Annotated in this window: 12 protein-coding genes, 28 tRNA genes and 3 rRNA genes; 3 read left to right on the top strand and 40 right to left on the bottom strand. The window is 37.2% G+C overall.

The features are described 5' to 3' along the window. Positions 1 to 11: 11 nt before the first annotated feature. The 35 genes from LG295_RS05505 to bcp form a co-directional block, all read right to left on the bottom strand. A tRNA-Leu gene (locus LG295_RS05505) sits at positions 12 to 94 on the bottom strand. A 279-nt stretch (positions 95 to 373) separates the two neighbouring features. After that, positions 374 to 760 carry an aspartate 1-decarboxylase gene (gene panD, locus LG295_RS05500; RefSeq protein WP_107530999.1) on the bottom strand — a complete coding sequence of 129 codons (387 nt, stop codon included), beginning with the start codon at positions 758 to 760 and terminating at the stop codon, positions 374 to 376. Between the two features lie 189 nt (positions 761 to 949). Then, a tRNA-Gly gene (locus LG295_RS05495) sits at positions 950 to 1024 on the bottom strand. Positions 1025 to 1129: 105 nt separating this feature from the next. After that, positions 1130 to 1204, bottom strand: a tRNA-Gly gene (locus tag LG295_RS05490). Positions 1205 to 1219: 15 nt separating this feature from the next. After that, positions 1220 to 1294: transfer RNA gene (locus tag LG295_RS05485), tRNA-Gly, on the bottom strand. Positions 1295 to 1304: 10 nt separating this feature from the next. Next, positions 1305 to 1375 (bottom strand) — tRNA-Cys (locus tag LG295_RS05480). A 9-nt stretch (positions 1376 to 1384) separates the two neighbouring features. Further along, positions 1385 to 1456, bottom strand: a tRNA-Gln gene (locus LG295_RS05475). A gap of 11 nt (positions 1457 to 1467) precedes the next feature. Beyond that, positions 1468 to 1540, bottom strand: a tRNA-His gene (locus LG295_RS05470). 2 nt (positions 1541 to 1542) lie between these two features. Next, positions 1543 to 1616 (bottom strand) — tRNA-Trp (locus LG295_RS05465). Between the two features lie 17 nt (positions 1617 to 1633). Next, a tRNA-Tyr gene (locus LG295_RS05460) sits at positions 1634 to 1717 on the bottom strand. A 6-nt stretch (positions 1718 to 1723) separates the two neighbouring features. Then, positions 1724 to 1799, bottom strand: a tRNA-Thr gene (locus LG295_RS05455). A gap of 10 nt (positions 1800 to 1809) precedes the next feature. Then, positions 1810 to 1882: transfer RNA gene (locus LG295_RS05450), tRNA-Phe, on the bottom strand. A 10-nt stretch (positions 1883 to 1892) separates the two neighbouring features. Next, a tRNA-Asp gene (locus LG295_RS05445) sits at positions 1893 to 1968 on the bottom strand. An 8-nt stretch (positions 1969 to 1976) separates the two neighbouring features. Further along, positions 1977 to 2050, bottom strand: a tRNA-Met gene (locus LG295_RS05440). Positions 2051 to 2063: 13 nt separating this feature from the next. Further along, positions 2064 to 2156 (bottom strand) — tRNA-Ser (locus tag LG295_RS05435). A gap of 44 nt (positions 2157 to 2200) precedes the next feature. Then, positions 2201 to 2293: transfer RNA gene (locus tag LG295_RS05430), tRNA-Ser, on the bottom strand. 9 nt (positions 2294 to 2302) lie between these two features. Beyond that, positions 2303 to 2376 (bottom strand) — tRNA-Ile (locus LG295_RS05425). A 27-nt stretch (positions 2377 to 2403) separates the two neighbouring features. Beyond that, positions 2404 to 2477 (bottom strand) — tRNA-Met (locus tag LG295_RS05420). A 27-nt stretch (positions 2478 to 2504) separates the two neighbouring features. Continuing rightward, positions 2505 to 2580 (bottom strand) — tRNA-Ala (locus LG295_RS05415). Positions 2581 to 2598: 18 nt separating this feature from the next. Then, positions 2599 to 2672, bottom strand: a tRNA-Pro gene (locus LG295_RS05410). 8 nt (positions 2673 to 2680) lie between these two features. After that, positions 2681 to 2754 (bottom strand) — tRNA-Arg (locus LG295_RS05405). A 17-nt stretch (positions 2755 to 2771) separates the two neighbouring features. Then, a tRNA-Leu gene (locus LG295_RS05400) sits at positions 2772 to 2857 on the bottom strand. Between the two features lie 8 nt (positions 2858 to 2865). After that, positions 2866 to 2940: transfer RNA gene (locus LG295_RS05395), tRNA-Gly, on the bottom strand. Positions 2941 to 2943: 3 nt separating this feature from the next. Further along, a tRNA-Leu gene (locus tag LG295_RS05390) sits at positions 2944 to 3025 on the bottom strand. A 13-nt stretch (positions 3026 to 3038) separates the two neighbouring features. Then, a tRNA-Lys gene (locus tag LG295_RS05385) sits at positions 3039 to 3114 on the bottom strand. Positions 3115 to 3121: 7 nt separating this feature from the next. After that, a tRNA-Thr gene (locus tag LG295_RS05380) sits at positions 3122 to 3197 on the bottom strand. A gap of 16 nt (positions 3198 to 3213) precedes the next feature. Continuing rightward, positions 3214 to 3289, bottom strand: a tRNA-Val gene (locus LG295_RS05375). Positions 3290 to 3298: 9 nt separating this feature from the next. Next, positions 3299 to 3413, bottom strand: a 5S ribosomal RNA gene (gene rrf / locus LG295_RS05370). A 79-nt stretch (positions 3414 to 3492) separates the two neighbouring features. After that, positions 3493 to 6415 (bottom strand): 23S ribosomal RNA (locus LG295_RS05365). A 189-nt stretch (positions 6416 to 6604) separates the two neighbouring features. Further along, positions 6605 to 6680 (bottom strand) — tRNA-Ala (locus tag LG295_RS05360). Positions 6681 to 6700: 20 nt separating this feature from the next. Beyond that, positions 6701 to 6777: transfer RNA gene (locus tag LG295_RS05355), tRNA-Ile, on the bottom strand. 103 nt (positions 6778 to 6880) lie between these two features. Next, positions 6881 to 8433: ribosomal RNA gene (locus tag LG295_RS05350) — 16S ribosomal RNA — on the bottom strand. Together the 16S, 23S and 5S rRNA genes with 27 tRNA genes alongside form the textbook arrangement of a ribosomal RNA operon. An 876-nt stretch (positions 8434 to 9309) precedes the next feature. Continuing rightward, positions 9310 to 9762: a peroxide-responsive transcriptional repressor PerR gene (gene perR, locus LG295_RS05345; RefSeq protein ID WP_017722825.1), complete on the bottom strand. Its 453-nt coding sequence runs from the start codon at positions 9760 to 9762 to the stop codon at positions 9310 to 9312. A gap of 94 nt (positions 9763 to 9856) precedes the next feature. Then, positions 9857 to 10807: a phosphoglycerate dehydrogenase gene (locus LG295_RS05340; protein WP_107558676.1), complete on the bottom strand. Its 951-nt coding sequence runs from the start codon at positions 10805 to 10807 to the stop codon at positions 9857 to 9859. A gap of 6 nt (positions 10808 to 10813) precedes the next feature. Further along, a complete protein-coding gene (gene bcp, locus LG295_RS05335) occupies positions 10814 to 11269 on the bottom strand; it encodes a thioredoxin-dependent thiol peroxidase (RefSeq protein WP_107530798.1) in 456 nt (151 codons plus the stop codon). 82 nt (positions 11270 to 11351) lie between these two features. Between bcp and LG295_RS05330 the strand changes: the two genes are divergently transcribed. Further along, complete coding sequence (locus LG295_RS05330; protein WP_107530797.1) at positions 11352 to 12641, top strand: glutamate-1-semialdehyde 2,1-aminomutase; 1290 nt, start codon at positions 11352 to 11354, stop codon at positions 12639 to 12641. Between the two features lie 64 nt (positions 12642 to 12705). Further along, positions 12706 to 13800, top strand: coding sequence for an aromatic acid exporter family protein (locus LG295_RS05325; RefSeq protein WP_107530796.1), 1095 nt, complete (start codon positions 12706 to 12708; stop codon positions 13798 to 13800). Between the two features lie 79 nt (positions 13801 to 13879). Here the strand turns inward: LG295_RS05325 and LG295_RS05320 are convergent, their stop codons facing one another. The 3 genes from LG295_RS05320 to mutY all read right to left on the bottom strand — a co-directional run bounded on the left by LG295_RS05320 (position 13880) and on the right by mutY (position 17480). Continuing rightward, positions 13880 to 15616, bottom strand: coding sequence for an ABC transporter ATP-binding protein (locus tag LG295_RS05320; protein WP_107558677.1), 1737 nt, complete (start codon positions 15614 to 15616; stop codon positions 13880 to 13882). A gap of 207 nt (positions 15617 to 15823) precedes the next feature. Next, positions 15824 to 16366 (bottom strand): DUF402 domain-containing protein, encoded by a 543-nt coding sequence (locus LG295_RS05315; protein ID WP_017722819.1) that lies wholly within the window; start codon positions 16364 to 16366, stop codon positions 15824 to 15826. A 67-nt stretch (positions 16367 to 16433) separates the two neighbouring features. Then, entirely contained in the window at positions 16434 to 17480 is a 1047-nt protein-coding gene (gene mutY / locus LG295_RS05310; protein WP_318832770.1) for an A/G-specific adenine glycosylase, read from the bottom strand. Positions 17481 to 17602: 122 nt separating this feature from the next. Between mutY and LG295_RS05305 the strand changes: the two genes are divergently transcribed. Continuing rightward, positions 17603 to 18580, top strand: a complete 978-nt coding sequence (locus LG295_RS05305; protein WP_318832769.1) for a metal-dependent hydrolase — start codon at positions 17603 to 17605, stop codon at positions 18578 to 18580. A 182-nt stretch (positions 18581 to 18762) separates the two neighbouring features. Here the strand turns inward: LG295_RS05305 and LG295_RS05300 are convergent, their stop codons facing one another. After that, positions 18763 to 19584 carry a sugar ABC transporter permease gene (locus tag LG295_RS05300; protein WP_107558679.1) on the bottom strand — a complete coding sequence of 274 codons (822 nt, stop codon included), beginning with the start codon at positions 19582 to 19584 and terminating at the stop codon, positions 18763 to 18765. A 9-nt stretch (positions 19585 to 19593) separates the two neighbouring features. Next, positions 19594 to 21126, bottom strand: coding sequence for an ATP-binding cassette domain-containing protein (locus tag LG295_RS05295; protein ID WP_404476631.1), 1533 nt, complete (start codon positions 21124 to 21126; stop codon positions 19594 to 19596). Positions 21127 to 21133: the final 7 nt, after the last annotated feature.

Genomic DNA, 21133 nt, shown 5'->3' with positions numbered 1-21133 from the left:
TATTTTATTAGTACCGGCGGTCGGGATCGAACCGACACTCCAAAAAGGAACGGGATTTTGAGTCCCGCGCGTCTGCCAATTCCGCCACGCCGGCTCAATAGCTCATTCGAGACTATTTATTATTTATCATTTATATCTGTAAATAATATACAACTTCTAAATGGCATAAATATATTATATTACTAACTACATTTGTCGTCAATAGATTTATTAAATAAAGCTGTAATTGCTAGGTTTAGGTACAATTTATAAAATTGTAAATTGTAATTTTTGTCACTGTTCAACTTCAAAGTTTTAAGTATAATTACTTATATAAATCCTAAAAATCAAGTGAAAATTAAATCCATAAAAAGCTTAAAGTAAAATATTAATGCTAATCAGTTATAACTTCACTCTCAACTTCATGAATCATTTGTATAATTTGATTATATTCATTCAAGACAGCAACTTTTGGAGTATGTGTAGAAAGCTCCTCTTCCTTCAGCTGAACATAAGTCATAATGATTACCACATCATCTACTTCAACTAATCTAGAGGCTGCACCATTCAAACAAATCTTACCACTACCTCGTTCACCTTCAATCACATATGTTTCAAACCTTGCCCCATTATTATTATTTACAATAGCAACCTTTTCATTAGGTAATATATCAACTGCTTCTAATAAATCTTTATCTATAGTAATACTACCTACATAGTTTAAATTTGATTCTGTAACTCTCGCTCTATGAATTTTTCCATTCATCATTGTTCTAATCATTATATACAATCTCCTACCACAAAGTATTTATAATAATGTATGTTATTTAAATCAATAGTACAAAACACTATTATGATTATTCATATTACCATATTATATAGATATTGCTACAAATATTGGATTTTAAAATAAGGATACACGTTAAGATAAAAGAAGATATAAAAAAAACTTCCCATAAGGAAGAATAAATGGAGCGGAAGATAGGACTTACACCTATACCTCATTCCGGGAAGGAATGTGTTCTGAGAGTTGAACTACTCCCGCTTAATTATTAAATTATGGAGCGGAGGATAGGACTTACACCTATACCACGTTCCGGGAAGGAACGTATTCTAAAAGTTGAAATACCCCCGCTTAATTATTAAATTATGGAGCGGAAGATAGGACTTACACCTATACCTCATTCCGGGAAGGAATGTGTTCTGAGAGTTGAACTACTCCCGCTTAATTATTAAATTATGGAGCGGAAGATAGGACTTACACCTATACCACATTCTGGGAAGGAACGTATTCTGAAAGTTGAACTACTCCCGCATTTTGATGAAGGCGGCAACCGGATTTGAACCGGTGATAAAGGTTTTGCAGACCTCTGCCTTACCACTTGGCTATGCCGCCAATAAAAAACTGGGCTAGCTGGATTCGAACCAGCGCGTGATGGAGTCAAAGTCCATTGCCTTACCGCTTGGCTATAGCCCATTAATATAAAGGGCGGATGATGGGAATCGAACCCACGAGTGTCGGAACCACAATCCGATGCGTTAACCACTTCGCCACAACCGCCATGGCAGGGGCAGTAGGAATCGAACCCACATCAAAGGTTTTGGAGACCTCTATTCTACCGTTGAAATATGCCCCTATTAAATTAAAAATATATGGTGGAGGGGGGCAGATTCGAACTGCCGAACCCGAAGGAGCGGATTTACAGTCCGCCGCGTTTAGCCACTTCGCTACCCCTCCTAAGAATGGTGCCGGCCAGAGGACTTGAACCCCCAACCTACTGATTACAAGTCAGTTGCTCTACCAGTTGAGCTAGGCCGGCTTGCATAAAATGGTTCAGGACAGAGTCGAACTGCCGACACATGGAGCTTCAATCCATTGCTCTACCAACTGAGCTACTGAACCATAATTAAAATGGCGGTCCCGATGGGATTCGAACCCACGATCTCCTGCGTGACAGGCAGGCGTGTTAACCGCTACACTACGGGACCTTTAAAAATTGCGGGAGGCGGATTTGAACCACCGACCTTCGGGTTATGAGCCCGACGAGCTACCGAACTGCTCCATCCCGCGATAATAATATTAATGGCGGAGGAAGAGGGATTCGAACCCCCGCGAGCCGTTAAGCTCCTGTCGGTTTTCAAGACCGATCCCTTCAGCCGGACTTGGGTATTCCTCCACAAATATTAGCTAAAAATAATTTATATTCAATTATGATAAAAATGGCGGAGGAAGAGGGATTCGAACCCCCGCGGGCCGTTAAGCCCCTGTCGGTTTTCAAGACCGATCCCTTCAGCCGGACTTGGGTATTCCTCCAAAATTATATGGACCTTGCAGGATTCGAACCTGCGACCGAACGGTTATGAGCCGTTAGCTCTGACCAACTGAGCTAAAGGTCCTAAATATAATTTACAACTAATAATTAGTGGCGGTGGAGGGAATCGAACCCCCGACCTCACGGGTATGAACCGTGCGCTCTAGCCAGCTGAGCTACACCGCCGTTGTATTTAGGTTGTATTATTAAATATGGTGGAGACTAGCGGGATCGAACCGCTGACCTCCTGCGTGCAAAGCAGGCGCTCTCCCATCTGAGCTAAGCCCCCATATATATTTTAGGTTTATCGGGAAGACAGGATTCGAACCTGCGACCCCTTGGTCCCAAACCAAGTGCTCTACCAAGCTGAGCTACTTCCCGTAAATTAATGCGCCCAATAGGGGTCGAACCTATAACCTCTTGATTCGTAGTCAAGTACTCTATCCAGTTGAGCTATGGGCGCATAATTTTATAGGATTATGCCGAGGACCGGAATCGAACCGGTACGGTGATCTCTCACCGCAGGATTTTAAGTCCTGTGCGTCTGCCAGTTCCGCCACCCCGGCAAAAATAATGGAGCAGAAGACGGGATTCGAACCCGCGACCCCGACCTTGGCAAGGTCGTATTCTACCGCTGAACTACTTCTGCATATGCGGGTGAAGGGAGTCGAACCCCCACGCCGTAAGGCGCTAGATCCTAAGTCTAGTGCGTCTGCCAATTCCGCCACACCCGCGATATTAAAATAATGGTGAGCCATAGTGGGCTCGAACCACTGACCCTCTGATTAAAAGTCAGATGCTCTACCAACTGAGCTAATGGCTCTTTAAAATGGTGCCGGCCAGAGGACTTGAACCCCCAACCTACTGATTACAAGTCAGTTGCTCTACCAGTTGAGCTAGGCCGGCTATTAAAATTAATAAATGGTGGAGGATGACGGGTTCGAACCGCCGACCCTCTGCTTGTAAGGCAGATGCTCTCCCAGCTGAGCTAATCCTCCATATAAGTTGCCTGGCAACGTCCTACTCTTGCGGAACGTAAGTCCGACTACCATCGGCGCTAAAGAGCTTAACTTCTGTGTTCGGCATGGGAACAGGTGTGACCTCTTTGCCATTGTCACCAGACAATGAAATGTATGAAATTATACATTCAAAACTAGATAGTAAGTAAAATATGATTTAACCAAAACAAAACATTTAAAATTTGATTAAGTCTTCGATCGATTAGTATTCGTCAGCTCCACATATCGCTATGCTTCCACCTCGAACCTATTAACCTCATCATCTTTGAGGGATCTTATAACCGAAGTTGGGAAATCTCATCTTGAGGGGGGCTTCATGCTTAGATGCTTTCAGCACTTATCCCGTCCATACATAGCTACCCAGCGATGCCGTTGGCACGACAACTGGTACACCAGAGGTATGTCCATCCCGGTCCTCTCGTACTAAGGACAGCTCCTCTCAAATTTCCTACGCCCACGACGGATAGGGACCGAACTGTCTCACGACGTTCTGAACCCAGCTCGCGTACCGCTTTAATGGGCGAACAGCCCAACCCTTGGGACCGACTACAGCCCCAGGATGCGATGAGCCGACATCGAGGTGCCAAACCTCCCCGTCGATGTGAACTCTTGGGGGAGATAAGCCTGTTATCCCCGGGGTAGCTTTTATCCGTTGAGCGATGGCCCTTCCATGCGGAACCACCGGATCACTAAGTCCGTCTTTCGACCCTGCTCGACTTGTAAGTCTCGCAGTCAAGCTTCCTTATGCCTTTACACTCTATGAATGATTTCCAACCATTCTGAGGAAACCTTTGAGCGCCTCCGTTACTCTTTAGGAGGCGACCGCCCCAGTCAAACTGCCCATCTGACACTGTCTCCCACCATGATAAATGGTGCGGGTTAGAAATCCAACACAGCGAGGGTAGTATCCCACCAACGCCTCCACGTAAGCTAGCGCTCACGCATCTCAGGCTCCTACCTATCCTGTACAAGCTGTGCCGAATTTCAATATCAGACTACAGTAAAGCTCCACGGGGTCTTTCCGTCCTGTCGCGGGTAACCTGCATCTTCACAGGTACTATGATTTCACCGAGTCTCTCGTTGAGACAGTGCCCAAATCGTTACGCCTTTCGTGCGGGTCGGAACTTACCCGACAAGGAATTTCGCTACCTTAGGACCGTTATAGTTACGGCCGCCGTTTACTGGGGCTTCGATTCGTAGCTTCGCAGAAGCTAACCACTCCTCTTAACCTTCCAGCACCGGGCAGGCGTCAGCCCCTATACATCACCTTACGGTTTAGCAGAGACCTGTGTTTTTGATAAACAGTCGCTTGGGCCTATTCACTGCGGCTCTCCTGGGCGTTAACCCTAAAGAGCACCCCTTCTCCCGAAGTTACGGGGTCATTTTGCCGAGTTCCTTAACGAGAGTTCGCTCGCTCACCTTAGAATTCTCATCTTGACTACCTGTGTCGGTTTGCGGTACGGGCACCACAATTCTAGCTAGAGGCTTTTCTCGGCAGTGTGAAATCAACGACTCGAGGAAACAATTTCCTCTCCCCATCACAGCTTGACCTTAAGAGTGCCGGATTTGCCTAACACTCAGTCTTACTGCTTGGACGTACAATCCAATAGTACGCTTCGCCTATCCTACTGCGTCCCCCCATCGCTTAAAACGAATAATGGTGGTACAGGAATATCAACCTGTTATCCATCGCCTACGCCTATCGGCCTCAGCTTAGGACCCGACTAACCCAGAGCGGACGAGCCTTCCTCTGGAAACCTTAGTCAATCGGTGGACGGGATTCTCACCCGTCTTTCGCTACTCACACCGGCATTCTCACTTCTAAGCGCTCCACATGTCCTTGCGATCATGCTTCAACGCCCTTAGAACGCTCTCCTACCATTGTCCTTACGGACAATCCACAGCTTCGGTAATATGTTTAGCCCCGGTACATTTTCGGCGCAGTGTCACTCGACTAGTGAGCTATTACGCACTCTTTAAATGATGGCTGCTTCTAAGCCAACATCCTAGTTGTCTGGGCAACGCCACATCCTTTTCCACTTAACATATATTTTGGGACCTTAGCTGGTGGTCTGGGCTGTTTCCCTTTCGAACACGGACCTTATCACCCGCGTTCTAACTCCCAAGTTAAATTGATTGGCATTCGGAGTTTGTCTGAATTCGGTAACCCGATAAGGGCCCCTCGTCCAAACAGTGCTCTACCTCCAATAATCATCACTTGAGGCTAGCCCTAAAGCTATTTCGGAGAGAACCAGCTATCTCCAGGTTCGATTGGAATTTCTCCGCTACCCACAACTCATCCGCTCACTTTTCAACGTAAGTCGGTTCGGTCCTCCATTCAGTGTTACCTGAACTTCAACCTGGTCATGGGTAGATCACCTGGTTTCGGGTCTACGACCAAATACTCAACGCCCTATTCAGACTCGCTTTCGCTACGGCTCCACATTCACTGCTTAACCTTGCATCAAATCGTAACTCGCCGGTTCATTCTACAAAAGGCACGCCATCACCCATTAACGGGCTCTGACTACTTGTAAGCACACGGTTTCAAGTTCTATTTCACTCCCCTTCCGGGGTACTTTTCACCTTTCCCTCACGGTACTGGTTCACTATCGGTCACTAGAGAGTATTTAGCCTTGGGAGATGGTCCTCCCGGATTCCGACGGAATTTCTCGTGTTCCGTCGTACTCAGGATCCACTCAAGAGTGAACAAACTTTCGACTACAGGATTATTACCTTCTTTGATTCATCTTTCCAGATGATTCGTCTAGTTTATTCTTTTGTAACTCCGTATAGAGTGTCCTACAACCCCAACAAGCAAGCTCGTTGGTTTGGGCTCTTCCCGTTTCGCTCGCCGCTACTCAGGGAATCGATTTTTCTTTCTCTTCCTGCGGGTACTAAGATGTTTCAGTTCTCCGCGTCTACCTTCAGATATGCTATGTATTCACATATCGATAACATGACATAACTCATGCTGGGTTTCCCCATTCGGAAATCTCTGGATCAAAGCTTACTTACAGCTCCCCAAAGCATATCGTCGTTAGTAACGTCCTTCATCGGCTTCTAGTGCCAAGGCATCCACCGTGCGCCCTTAATAACTTAATCTTTTTTGACTTTCAACACGAACAAGTCGGTTGAAAACCCAAAATGTTATTAATCTGTGAGTGTTCTTTCGAACACTAGCGATTATTTCTTTTTGAATTCAAAGCTTGTTAAAAACTCTAATTCACTCGGTTTTGCTTGGTAAAATCATAAATTTTACTTACTTATCTAGTTTTCAATGTACAAATTTTATGGTGGAGACTAGCGGGATCGAACCGCTGACCTCCTGCGTGCAAAGCAGGCGCTCTCCCATCTGAGCTAAGCCCCCATAAAAATATTCAAATCTAATGGTGGGCCTAAGTGGACTCGAACCACCGACCTCACGCTTATCAGGCGTGCGCTCTAACCAGCTGAGCTATAGGCCCATTCCGATATGAATACTCTAATGAGCATTCAAAACTGAATACAATATGTCAATGTTATTCCTATTTCATCTTCGTAAGAAGATGTTTCCGAATATATCCTTAGAAAGGAGGTGATCCAGCCGCACCTTCCGATACGGCTACCTTGTTACGACTTCACCCCAATCATTTGTCCCACCTTCGACGGCTAGCTCCATAAATGGTTACTCCACCGGCTTCGGGTGTTACAAACTCTCGTGGTGTGACGGGCGGTGTGTACAAGACCCGGGAACGTATTCACCGTAGCATGCTGATCTACGATTACTAGCGATTCCAGCTTCATGTAGTCGAGTTGCAGACTACAATCCGAACTGAGAACAACTTTATGGGATTTGCATGACCTCGCGGTTTAGCTGCCCTTTGTATTGTCCATTGTAGCACGTGTGTAGCCCAAATCATAAGGGGCATGATGATTTGACGTCATCCCCACCTTCCTCCGGTTTGTCACCGGCAGTCAACCTAGAGTGCCCAACTTAATGATGGCAACTAAGCTTAAGGGTTGCGCTCGTTGCGGGACTTAACCCAACATCTCACGACACGAGCTGACGACAACCATGCACCACCTGTCACTTTGTCCCCCGAAGGGGAAAGCTCTATCTCTAGAGTTTTCAAAGGATGTCAAGATTTGGTAAGGTTCTTCGCGTTGCTTCGAATTAAACCACATGCTCCACCGCTTGTGCGGGTCCCCGTCAATTCCTTTGAGTTTCAACCTTGCGGTCGTACTCCCCAGGCGGAGTGCTTAATGCGTTAGCTGCAGCACTAAGGGGCGGAAACCCCCTAACACTTAGCACTCATCGTTTACGGCGTGGACTACCAGGGTATCTAATCCTGTTTGATCCCCACGCTTTCGCACATCAGCGTCAGTTACAGACCAGAAAGTCGCCTTCGCCACTGGTGTTCCTCCATATCTCTGCGCATTTCACCGCTACACATGGAATTCCACTTTCCTCTTCTGCACTCAAGTTTCCCAGTTTCCAATGACCCTCCACGGTTGAGCCGTGGGCTTTCACATCAGACTTAAGAAACCGCCTACGCGCGCTTTACGCCCAATAATTCCGGATAACGCTTGCCACCTACGTATTACCGCGGCTGCTGGCACGTAGTTAGCCGTGGCTTTCTGATTAGGTACCGTCAAGACGTGCACAGTTACTTACACATTTGTTCTTCCCTAATAACAGAGTTTTACGAGCCGAAACCCTTCATCACTCACGCGGCGTTGCTCCGTCAGGCTTTCGCCCATTGCGGAAGATTCCCTACTGCTGCCTCCCGTAGGAGTCTGGACCGTGTCTCAGTTCCAGTGTGGCCGATCACCCTCTCAGGTCGGCTACGTATCGTCGCCTTGGTAAGCCGTTACCTTACCAACTAGCTAATACGGCGCGGGTCCATCTATAAGTGATAGCAAAACCATCTTTCACTTTAGAACCATGCGGTTCCAAATGTTATCCGGTATTAGCTCCGGTTTCCCGAAGTTATCCCAGTCTTATAGGTAGGTTACCCACGTGTTACTCACCCGTCCGCCGCTAACGTCAAAGGAGCAAGCTCCTTATCTGTTCGCTCGACTTGCATGTATTAGGCACGCCGCCAGCGTTCATCCTGAGCCAGGATCAAACTCTCCATAAATGAATTATGATGTTTGATTAGCTCATAAAATACTAATTTGTGTTATCTCTAACACTTGTTTTGAACCAACAATTTAATGTTGCGTTCGGAATTAACGTTGACATATTGCAATTCAGTTTTCAATGTTCATCAATGTGTTACAAGAAATTATTTTATCATTAAGTTTTTGTTAAGTCAATGATAAAATTTTAACTTTTTCATTAAGTTTGTTTCGTTTTTCTCAACTCAACATTTACTATTATATAACTTACAAATGATATTCACAAGCGTTAATTTTACACTTTTTAAAATTCATTTTGTTTCAATCGATGTTGCAGTGCGTCTTGTTTTGACGACTTTTATATAGTATCAAGATTATTCCATATCGTCAATAATTATTACGAATCTTTTTAGTTGAATTTTACCTTTATATTCACTATTTAGTAAATAGATGTACAGATTTTTAAAATGGTGTAATAACATCGTATAACTATTTACTATTTTTATTGTAATTTCTCATTTTTCGCTGGTAAGTAAATGTGTTTTTTATATACCATCTATCCCCTATATTTTAAATGTTCTTATATTTTTGATCATATCTGTTTCTACTATAGAAAGAATTGAAAATAAAAAAAGAAACCAAGATATCAGATATCTCGGTTTCCACCTTTGTGCAAGACAATAACTAATTAATACAAGTTGAACTTATTAAACAGTTTTTTTAATTGATAATCAATTATATACCCATCTTAAGCTTAAAAATGCTAAATACTCATTTCAATCATAACTAGTTTTGTCAGTGCATAAAAGGAAATTAATTTCATAATATGTTTTCTTACTTTCAATTTAGTTCCTTCATAACTATTAAATTAATCATTACTTCAACTATGGTTGCGATTATTCTTTTTTATCTTGGCAATCTTTGCATAAACCATAAATTTCCATACGATGATGCGTTACATTAAAATCTGTTACGTGTTGAGCTAATTGTTCTACCTCATCTAGTTGTGGATAATGAAAGTCTACGATTTTACCACAATCTTCACAAATAACATGGTAATGATTGTGTGTACTGAAATCAAAGCGACTTGATGAATCTCCATACGGTAATTCTTTAACTATCCCTATTTCTTTGAAGACACGTAAATTATTATATATAGTAGCAACACTTATATTTGGAAAATCAGGTGAAAGTGCTTGATAAATTTCATCGGCTGTAGGATGTGACTCTGAAGCAATTAAGAATTTGAGAATCGCTTGTCTTTGTGGAGTTATTCTCACGCCATTATTTCTTAAAGATGCAATTGAATCTTCTAGTTGATGTTCAACTGTTTCCATCTCTGCACTCATTTCCCTCACCATCTTTCTATTTAAGAATTATTATTACTTAATATTAATATAACTGTTAAATTGGGGAAATGTCAATATTCTAAGTCTAAACTCGTTAATATCCGCTCTTTGGATCAACCAAATTCTCAATTAGTTTATTATTATTGAGAATGGATGTTAGGTTTTCAATAAAAATCTCTGTTACTTCTGCATTGTTTTCTGAGCCATTACCAGTAATATGAGCTGTAATCGTAACATTCTCTAATTCATATAGTGGGTTTTCTGAAGTTAATGGTTCATTTTCAAATACATCTAAATATGCATGTCTAATCAATTTTTCATTTAATACTTCAACTAAAACCTCTTCTTTCACAATAGTTCCTCTACCTACATTAATAAATAATGCTTCGTTTTTCATCAATTCAAAATGACTTTTTCTAAGTAGATGTATTGTTTCGTTTGTTTCGGGAAGTGTGTTAACAATTATATCCGCTTCAGATATAACTTCCTTTAAATCTTTAATAGCATATGTTTTACTAAAGTCTTCAACACTATGCGCATTTGTATTTATTCCAAGTACTTCCATATTCATAGTATTAGCTATTTTAGCGGTATTTTGTGCAATACTGCCTGTACCTAGAAACAATAAACGTTGGCCACTTAATCTTTTACCACTCATTTTTGAATCATAATGCTTTTTAATTTGGTTTAAATAGGAAGTTCTCATTTTTTTATAATCATCTAAGATATATGCAAAGATAAACTCTGACATCTGTTTTGCATGTACACCTTTACCATTTGTAAGTTTTATATTATTTTCGTCAATAAATTTTAGCGGAAGATTATTGACTCCTGTAGAGTACCAGGCTATCCATTTTAAATTTGGACAATCGCTTAAAAATTCAGCGTCTAAATCACTATCGTAACCAAACAATATATCTAAAGTTTGTTTATCTTCATTATTAATACTAGAAACACCCGTTGTAAATACAAAGTCGACATTAGGAAAGCGTTCAATTAAATCAGTTTCTAGATCATCCATCCTCATTAAACTTACAGCTTTCATTTTAAATCACCCCAATATATCTTTTAATTCTTCTATTTGAGTTTTCACTTTAACTTTATTAATTACATCTATAACACTTCCATTTTCATCTAAAACAAAAGTAGTTCTTACAATACCCATAGACTCTTTACCAAAAGATTTCTTTAATTGGTATACGCCAACTTCTTCAGAAAGTTTATAATCTTCGTCTACCAATAAATCAAAATTCAACTCTAACTTATTGCTAAAATTTTGGTGTTTCTTTTTACTATCTCCACTAATTCCATAAACATTTACATTTAATTCATTAAACATTTCAAGGTTATCTCTAAAATCACAAGCTTCCGTTGTACATGTCGGTGTATTATCCCTCGGGTAAAAATAAAGCACAGCCTTTTTACCTTTAATACTTTCATTTGATATTAACTCACCATTCTGATTTTCTAATTCGAATTTTGGAAACTGACTTCCTTTTTTTAGCATTTCATTCACCCTATTTCTTTTTATTCTTTATTTTATGATACGATAATAGTCGTAAATATTAAATAAAAAGAGGTTGATAACTATGAAATTTACTGAAAGTGAAAATCTTCAGAAATTATCCGATGAATATATTTTAGGTGGTGTTAATTCACCTTCACGTTCATATAAAGCAGTTGGCGGTGGTGCACCAGTAATGATGCGTTCTGGACAAGGCGCATATCTTTACGATGTAGATGGAAACAAATATATTGATTACTTACAGGCATATGGTCCGATTATCACTGGTCATGCACACCCACATATTACTAAAGCAATTCAAGAACAAGCTGCATTAGGCGTGTTATATGGCACACCTACTGAATTAGAAATTGAATTTGCCAAGAAATTACGTGGAGCAATCCCTTCATTAGAGAAAATTAGGTTTGTTAACTCTGGTACCGAAGCTGTAATGACTACTATACGTGTCGCACGTGCTTATACGAATCGAACTAAAATTATCAAGTTTGCCGGGCAATATCACGGACATTCAGATTTAGTATTAGTAGCTGCTGGTAGCGGTCCATCACAATTAGGCTCTCCTGATTCTGCCGGTGTACCTTTAAGTGTCGCTCAAGAAGTCATTACTGTGCCTTACAACGATATTGATGCTTACAAGGAAGCTATAGATTATTGGGGCGACGAAATTGCTGCAGTTCTAGTTGAACCGATTGTTGGAAATTTTGGTATGGTGAAACCACAACCTAACTTCTTAGAACAAGTTAATGAAATATCACATAACAATGGTAGTTTAGTAATATATGATGAAGTAATAACTGCATTTAGATTCCATTTTGGTGGAGCTCAAGACTTGTATAATATTTATCCTGATTTAACTGCTTTTGGCAAAATTGTCGGAGGTGGCCTACCAATTGGTGGATACGGTGGTAAACAAGACATTATGGAACAAGTTGCCCCATTAGGACCTGCATATCAAGCTGGCACAATGGCTGGAAATCCTTTATCTATGAAAGCTGGTATTGCATTATTAGAAGTACTAGAACAAGATGGTGTTTATGAAAAATTAGATAGCTTAGGTAAACGTTTAGAAGACGGACTGCTTTCATTAATAGAAAAACATCAAATCACTGCGACAGTCAATAGAGTATATGGTGCACTTACACTCTATTTTACAGAAGAAACTGTAACTCACTATGATCAGGCCGAAAATTCAGACGGAGAGGCTTTCGCTAAATTCTTTAAATTGATGCTTAACCAAGGTATAAACCTAGCGCCTTCTAAATTCGAAGCTTGGTTCTTAACAACAGAACATACTGAAGAAGAAATAGATGCAACATTAAAAGCAGCCGATTACGCCTTTAGTCAAATGAAATAAACTTGAATTTTAGCTCCAATCATTGTATAACAAGTATAAATACATTTATTAAGGAGCGGTACATTTGAAATTAGGAGCCCGTATTCTCAAGACAGGTATAGCCATTATACTTGCTTTGTTTATCGCTTCTCTATTACCTGATGAAGCTGGTTTAAAAGCAATCGCTGGGGTCAGTGCAGTCGTTGCTATGCAACCAAGCGTTTTTCGATCTATAAAAACTGTTTCTGACCAAGCGCTTGGTAATGTCGTTGGTGCATTACTTGCTGTAGCAATGGTTACGGTATTTGGAGATAACGTCATAATTATGGGTGTTACTGTCATACTTTTAATAGCTATACTTTTCCGTTTCAATTTAGCACATGTTGCTACATTAGCGAGTGTTACAGCGTTAATTATTATGGGACAGCACTCAGGAGATTTTTATGTTTCTGCATTTTATAGATTTGTACTAGTTATGATTGGTGTAATTAGTTCTTCAACAGTTAATCTATTATTCTTACCACCAAAATTTGAATCGAAAATTTATTACAACTCATTGAATATATGTTCTGATATTTTTGTATGGTTTAAACTCGTATTGAATGACACATCAGAATATCACCATATCAAAGAAGATAGAGGTGTAATAAGCGATCGCATTAAGAGACTTGAACAGACATTTAGTTATTATGAAGAAGAACGACCATTTACTAAAAAACAAGTATATGCGCAAAATCGTAAAAAGATACTTTTTAAAGAAGTCGTTCGCAGTACTCGTCATGCATATGAGGTACTTAAAAAAATGAATCGCTATCAAAACGATTTACACAATTTAAATCATGAATTATTACTACAAATTAAATTAGAACTCGATACACTAATTGCATATCATGAACAAATATTTATAAGTCTATCTAAAAAAGCTAAATATGATGTCAGTCAATTTGATAGTCAAATAGAAAATCCACAGAAAAAAGAACTTATGGATGCTTTCCAAAAAGAAATAATTAAAAATCCATATCAAACGGTATATTCCTATGCCAATATTATGCAAATTATATCTGCTATAGAAGAATATCGCTATACACTAGAACACTTAGACAGACTACGCATCAGTTTCTTCTCTTATCATAATAACGATAATGAAATTGATATTTTAGATGAAGATTTCGACTTATAAAAAAAGCCCGAGGTTGTGTAATTACAACATCCTCGGACTTTTTTATATCATTTGTTTAAATCAGCAGAAACGTACTATTTTACAGATTTTGTATACTATATAGATGTTCATAAGCACCTTTTTTAGCTAGTAATGCATCATGTGTACCTGTTTCAACAATCTCTCCGTTTTCAACTACCACAATTTTATCAGCATGCGTAATAGTTGAAAGTCTGTGTGCGACTATCAATGTCGTACGATTTTCACTTAAAATATTTAATGCATCCTGAATAATAGATTCACTCTCTAAATCTAAAGCACTTGTAGCTTCATCTAAAATAATAATTGGTGGGTTGTTTAAGAAAATACGAGCGATAGATACACGTTGTTTCTGTCCACCGGAAAGTTTTACGCCTCTTTCCCCAACTTCTGTATCATAGCCTTCAGATAATTCCATGATAAAGTCATGGGCGTTAGCCATTTTGGCCGCTTTTATGACTTCTTCATCTGTGGCATCAGGACGACCTAATAAGATATTCTCTTTTATTGTATCTGAAAATAAGATGTTATCTTGTTGGACTAAGCCTATTTGATTTCTCAAACTTCCAGTTAAATATGATTTGATGTTGGTACCATCAATTTTTATTTCACCATCTGTTACATCATAAAATCTTGGAATCAGATTGATTAAAGTAGATTTTCCTCCACCACTCATACCAACAAATGCCACAGTTTCACCTTGATTAATTTCTAAATTTATATTATTTAAAATTGTTGACTCTTCTGAGTTATATTTAAAACTTACATCATTTAACTCTATATGACCTTTATTAATTTCAATTGGTAATGCACCTTTTTTATTTTTAATATCATAACCTTCATCCATTAATTGGAAAACACGGTCCATTGAAGCAAAACTTTGTGTCAATGTTGTAAATGAAGATACAAGTCTACGTAACGGACCAAATAATTGCTCTAAATAGCCGACAAATGCAGCCAATGTCCCCACAGTTATTGAACCATTGATAGCTAAAAATGCACCTGAGCCAATAACAATTAACGGCCCTATATCAGTTACTGTATTAATCGCTGAGAAGGAATAAGCATTCCAACGTGTATGATTAAATGCTCTTTGCAAGAAATTACGATTGTGTTTATCAAAATTTTGCGCTTCATTATCTTCGATGGCAAAACTTTTAATAACAGACATACCTTGTACACGTTCATGTAAAAAACCTTGAACTTCCGCTAATGCTTGTGATCTCTTTCTAGTCAAACTTCTTAAACGACCGAAGAAAAAGTAAACAGTTAGTATATACACTGGGAAAATCACAAGTGCTGCTAGTGTTAATTTAACATCTAAGAAGAACATAATGGAAAGTGCAATCACAATGGTAATACAGTCCAACCAAATATTCATCAATCCTGTTAAAATAAAATCTTTTGTTTGCTCGACATCATTGATTACTCTAGATATAACCTGTCCTGCTTGGTTATTTGCATAAAATCTAGCACTTAATGCTTGTAAATGGTTATAAAGCCTTCTGCGTATATCATATAAGATCTTATTGCTTGTCCACTGTGCTAAATATTGTCTTAAAAATTCAATTGGCGGTCGTACAATTACAAAAATAAATACTGCAATGCCCAAAGCAATAGCTAATCTTGTAAATTTCTCTTCTACCGAAATTGAATTATTATTAATAATATCGTCAATAACGTATTTTATTAATAATGGAATCAACATCGGAATCCCAAATTTTAAAATACCAACAAGTATCGTAGCAATGATTCGCCATTTATATGGTTTTACAAATTGTAAATATCTACGAATCATATATTTCATTCCTCCCCCAAACTTGATAGCAAATGAAACAGCCTACGTTGAGCTATCAACGAGGCTGTAGTAAACGCGTTATCTTAGTTTGTTTATCATTTCATTCGCGCGCATACGATTATTTATATCAAACATGTTTTGCCATGCCTAAATAGCTCATACGCATATCACTATAAATGATAATGTAATTAAAAACATTAAATGTGCTTAATAATTTCTAATTTTTTTATATCGTTCACGCCAAACTTTTATAAAATCGGGAGCAAACGGACCTTTCTTCTGTTCAATCCATTGTTGTAAAATATCAACGTTACGTCTTAAAATCACATCGATATCGGAAGAATAATTCATTTGTCTCATATGCTGTTCATACTCATCTTCATCTAATAAATGATACTTACCGTTTGGATAAACTTTAATATCCAAATCATAGTCAATGTATTTTAACGCCTCTTCATCACAAACAAACGGTGATGACAAGTTACAATAGTAATACACACCATCTTCCCTAAACATACAAATAACATTGAACCAATATTCAGAATGAAAATAAACAATTGCTGGCTCTCTAGTTATCCATGTGCGACTATCACTTTCAGTAACAAGCGTATGATCATTTCCACCTATTACAACATGTTCCGTACCTTTTAATATAGTAGTTTCAGACCAAACACGATGTATATTACCATCATGTTTATAACTTTGAATCTTAATTGTCTGACCTTCTTTAGGTATGGACTCTTTTACCATGCTCCACACCACCTTTTCTTAATTTCACAATATAAATTATAACATAAGTATGGATTCAACAACGAGTCTAACCATGTGTCGAAATGAATTTAAATATTTTCGACATACTCACAGGAAAATTAAACATTTCTTTCTCATTAACGTGCATCCATGTCATATTTTCAGGTAAATCAACATCCATTTTATTAATTACTTTATCCGCTAAGTATACTTCAATATCCCATGTAATATGAGTAAACTGATGCTTTAATTTATAAATAGGGACTTCTGAAAATTGGAGATTTGTATTAAGTTTCGTATTAATATTTTCTGCTTCGTCCGCTTCATACATTGGAAATTCCCACATATTATTTAACAATTTCTGCATTCTTTTTTCTATTAATAATTGATTATCTTCATTTCTAACAATATATACATATTGCTTTACATGTTTCTTTTTAATTTTCGTTGTTTTTACAGGTAAGTCCTCGACAGTCCCTTTTTCAAATGCTTCACAATTTTCTTGTACAGGACAAAATAAACACAGTGGATTTTTAGGTGTACAAACTAAAGCTCCTAATTCCATCATAGCCTGATTAAATGTACCTGAATCTTGTTCAACATATGATTGCAATTCTTTCTCATATGTTTTTCTTGTTGATTGCAATTTAATATCTTTAGTATCATTATTTAATCTTGACCATACTCTAAAGACATTTCCATCAACAGTTGCTAAAGGTAAATTAAATGCAATGCTCATCACTGCGGCTTGTGTATACGGTCCTACACCTTTCAGCTCACCGAATATTTGTGGTGAATTAGGCACTTGTCCACGATGGTTTGCATGGACATCTTTAATTGCAGTATGAAAATTTCTCGCTCTACTATAATAACCTAAGCCTTCCCAATATTTTAGCACTTCATCTTCTTCTGCGTTACTTAAATCTTCAATTGTAGGAAAACGATTAATAAATCTATGATAATAATCTATAACAGTTTTTACTTGTGTTTGTTGCAACATGACTTCACTTAACCAGATATAATAAGGATTTGAAGTTTCTCTCCATGGCATTTCGCGTTGATTGGTGTCAAACCATGTTACAAGATTGTTTTTAAATTTCTGTTCATTAAACATTTTCCACATCTCTTTCTTTAGTTTAGTAAAAGTTTTTTATGATTAACATAGTATGTTATTTTTAAAATTATGCATATTCGATTATAATGAATATAATATTGACATGAAATGAGTGAATACTTATGGATACAGGAACACATATAGTCATGGGTATCGGACTCACTGCATTAGCTACCCAAGACCCAGCTATGGCAGGTTCTTTTGCAGCAACAGCTACAACGTTAGTAGTTGGTTCATTAATACCTGATGGTGACACGGTTTTTAAATTAAAAGATAATGCTACTTATATATCCAATCATAGAGGGATAACACATTCAATACCTTTTACAATTCTATGGCCTTTATTAATTACGCTTTTCATTTTCACATTTTTTAAAAATGTAGATACCACACATGTTTGGCTATGGGCTCAACTTGCTGTATTTCTTCATGTATTTGTAGATATCTTCAATTCTTATGGTACACAAGCGCTTAGACCGGTTACTAATAAATGGATTCAGTTAAGCGTAATCAATACATTTGATCCTATTATTTTTATATTATGGTGCTTAGGCATATTATTTTGGTTAATTGGTATTCATCCATATGTCGCTTTCTTCCCTATCATCGCTATTCTTGTAGTATATTATATGATACGTTTTAGAATGCAAGCGATAATTAAACAACAAGCATTGAAGCAAATTAAACAAGAACATAACCCTGTAAAAGTTTTTGTAGCACCCACTATTCGTTTTATGCAATGGCGCGTTGCTATTCAAACTGAAGAACACGATTATGTAGGAAGAAGTTACGGGCGTAATATAGTATTCAGTGATAAAGGTAAACGGCAATCATTTCCTAATGATGATTTAATGCAATATGTAAAGAATGATAAAAATATCAGAACTTTCCTTAATTTTTCTTCTATTTATCGCTGGCAAGCCAAAAAATTAGAGGATGGTACTACCGAAATAAGGCTAGTTGATTTACGTTATTTAAAAAATAGTCACTATTCTTTTGTTGCTATTGCTCACTTAGATAAAAATATGCAGATAGACCATTCATACATTGGTTGGGTATTTAGTGAAGATAAATTACAACGTAAATTATTTGCAAAGTAAAAATCAATATTTCATTAATAAAACTGGAGGCACACGTTATTTTTTAACGGTTGCCTCCAGTTTTCTGTTACATATTCAAATACTATCTTTAAAACAAAGAAACTAATACTTTAATTTAAAAGTCATCTATAATTTGAATTTTTCATACTATTAAGGTTATACATTTGATATTCTGTTGTATGTTACGCTTCATCATTTTGTTGATTTTCTTGTGTAGTCTCTTCCTTATTTGAAAGTGATTGCGCATAGGCATATTTTTTATGCGCTATTATTCTATACAATGCATAGATAAATACACATATCATTGCTAAAAACAAAACAAAATATAAATGATATGGAATATTATTTAAACTCAATGCACCTAACACTACAGATTGTGAAATACCTTCAACAAGATAGAACAAAGGGTTCAACATTAAAATATGCAACCATATGGAGGTATCACTATTAGGAATAAAAATAATTGGCACAGTAAAGAACATTATAAATGTAACAACATAGAATATGATATCAACTTTACTTTGTATAATTGAAATTAGACCTAAAAGTGTAGATATCACTACTATAAACAGCATAGTCATAACAACATAAAATAATGCAGAGTATATAGAACTTTCAATATTTACTGGCGTTGCTAAGATAATAATTATGAGTGTAATCAACATAGTTATACTTGTAACAATCGCAATAAGAATATTTTGGTAAATAGGGTTTAAATTAAATAATTTCACTATAAAATAATCGGTTTTAAATGTGTTGTAACTTTGGTATATCGCAACCCAAATAAATGCAAAACAGACTAATGAAGATAATCTAAAATAACCACGTGCTTGCTTAATTTCTTCAGTACCACTTAAATGAAATATCAACATCATTATAAGTAACATAGCAATGCTTACCACGAACGGTATTGCTAACCACATCCACTTTGATTTCAAACGATGATATGCATGTTTCATTAAATATGGCGTATTTTTAAAATAGCTAATCATACTATCAATCATCTTTTACACCTACAATTCAATATAAATCCATTTATTATGCTTTAAATCTGCCATGAAATAACCATCGCCTGATTTAGTAATCCAGAAGTTATTTTCAATATCAAATTTGTCTTTCAATTCTTTTTTATCTTTAATAGGGAAAGTGAAACCAGTTAATTTATTTTGATCGTCAAAAATCATAGAAATTGGTTGTTGTACAATTGGTACATTAAAACGATTATCTTTCCCATTTTCAGGTACAAGCGAGTCTGTTACTTTATTATGTTTTTTATGCAAATGACTGTTAAAAAACTCATTGTAATTACTATAATTCGTATGCATATACGGCGCTAATGATTTCAAGCTATGTTCTTCAAATAATCCCGCAGGATCAAAATAGCGTAATTTATTTTTGGCAATTTTATAATTGTTATTATCTACAACAATACGATAATTTTTAGAATTTTCACCAGTGATTGTTACAAAGGAATATTGATCTGCATTCATTTTCTTACCATTATTCATGTTTTCTAAATTAACAGCATCATTTAATACAATACCATACGCCAATTTCTCTTCATACGGGTTTTTCTGTTGATTTTGAATAGAGGCTTGGTCTTGATTTTCACCAATCTCAAGTTTACCTAAATCATTAAACATCAATAATGCCATAAATAACAGGCCCATAAAGAAAACCGTAAATAAAGTCCAAAAACGAACCAACGCAACAGGCGGCTTTGCGTGTTTATAACGTTCAATTCTCCTAAAATTATAAGTCAATTCTGGAATTCTTGTTCTACTTTTTTTCCAGTCCACATCAAAATTATCTTTCTCTTGTTCATTCTTTAATGATTGTCTATCCTTTTCATGTTCTTTAAACACAGGCAATACTTGTTTGATTGAACCTTCCATTCTTAATTGTCCGTGAGAAATCCAAGCTAAATAATTACTAGCTCTTGAAATGCGATTTACATCATCATCTATCATAACTATTGTTAAGTTATTATTTATGTATTCATCTGTTAATTCAATTGCTTTTTCAAAATAACTTTCATCCAAATTATGTAAGATTTGGTTCATGATAATAATGCTAGCTTTAGAGGTCCTAGCCAACGTAAATTGCAATTGAGCATACTGTTGATCGGTTAAAGAATTAATTGGTGCATTTGTTGCGTTATGAAGATGTGAGAACTTTATTATTTGTTCTACTTTATGTTCAGAAGTATTATATTGGAAGAATGTAATTGCATTTTTCACATAATCACTTACAGATAAAGATAACAACGATTTATCTTCAATATCCGCGAAAAACATGTCTGTCTTTCTCACAACTTTACCCTTATCTGGTTTGATTTCACCGCTCAACAAACGACCTATCAATGATTTAGAGGAATCGATTTCACCAATTATACCTAAGGCTTCACCTTGATAGATATGTAGATTAATATTATTCAATTCTATATCTTCTGCATCATAACCAAAGGGTTGATACCATTTTTTGGATTTTCTATTTCTATAATAATGCGTTACATTCAGTAACTTTAATATAATTGAACTACCCATCCTATCT

Source organism: Staphylococcus pseudoxylosus (assembly GCF_044794325.1).
Taxonomy (GTDB): domain Bacteria; phylum Bacillota; class Bacilli; order Staphylococcales; family Staphylococcaceae; genus Staphylococcus; species Staphylococcus pseudoxylosus.
This window is presented reverse-complemented; position numbering and strand designations above follow the sequence as displayed.

Coding starts and splice junctions, on each gene's coding strand:
- panD (WP_107530999.1), bottom strand. CDS start 760: ATGATTAGAACAATGATGAATGGAAAAATTCATAGAGCGAGAGTTACA.
- perR (WP_017722825.1), bottom strand. CDS start 9,762: ATGAGTGCAGAGATGGAAACAGTTGAACATCAACTAGAAGATTCAATT.
- LG295_RS05340 (WP_107558676.1), bottom strand. CDS start 10,807: ATGAAAGCTGTAAGTTTAATGAGGATGGATGATCTAGAAACTGATTTA.
- bcp (WP_107530798.1), bottom strand. CDS start 11,269: ATGCTAAAAAAAGGAAGTCAGTTTCCAAAATTCGAATTAGAAAATCAG.
- LG295_RS05330 (WP_107530797.1), top strand. CDS start 11,352: ATGAAATTTACTGAAAGTGAAAATCTTCAGAAATTATCCGATGAATAT.
- LG295_RS05320 (WP_107558677.1), bottom strand. CDS start 15,616: ATGATTCGTAGATATTTACAATTTGTAAAACCATATAAATGGCGAATC.
- LG295_RS05315 (WP_017722819.1), bottom strand. CDS start 16,366: ATGGTAAAAGAGTCCATACCTAAAGAAGGTCAGACAATTAAGATTCAA.
- mutY (WP_318832770.1), bottom strand. CDS start 17,480: ATGTTTAATGAACAGAAATTTAAAAACAATCTTGTAACATGGTTTGAC.
- LG295_RS05305 (WP_318832769.1), top strand. CDS start 17,603: ATGGATACAGGAACACATATAGTCATGGGTATCGGACTCACTGCATTA.
- LG295_RS05300 (WP_107558679.1), bottom strand. CDS start 19,584: ATGATTGATAGTATGATTAGCTATTTTAAAAATACGCCATATTTAATG.
- LG295_RS05295 (WP_404476631.1), bottom strand. CDS start 21,126: ATGGGTAGTTCAATTATATTAAAGTTACTGAATGTAACGCATTATTAT.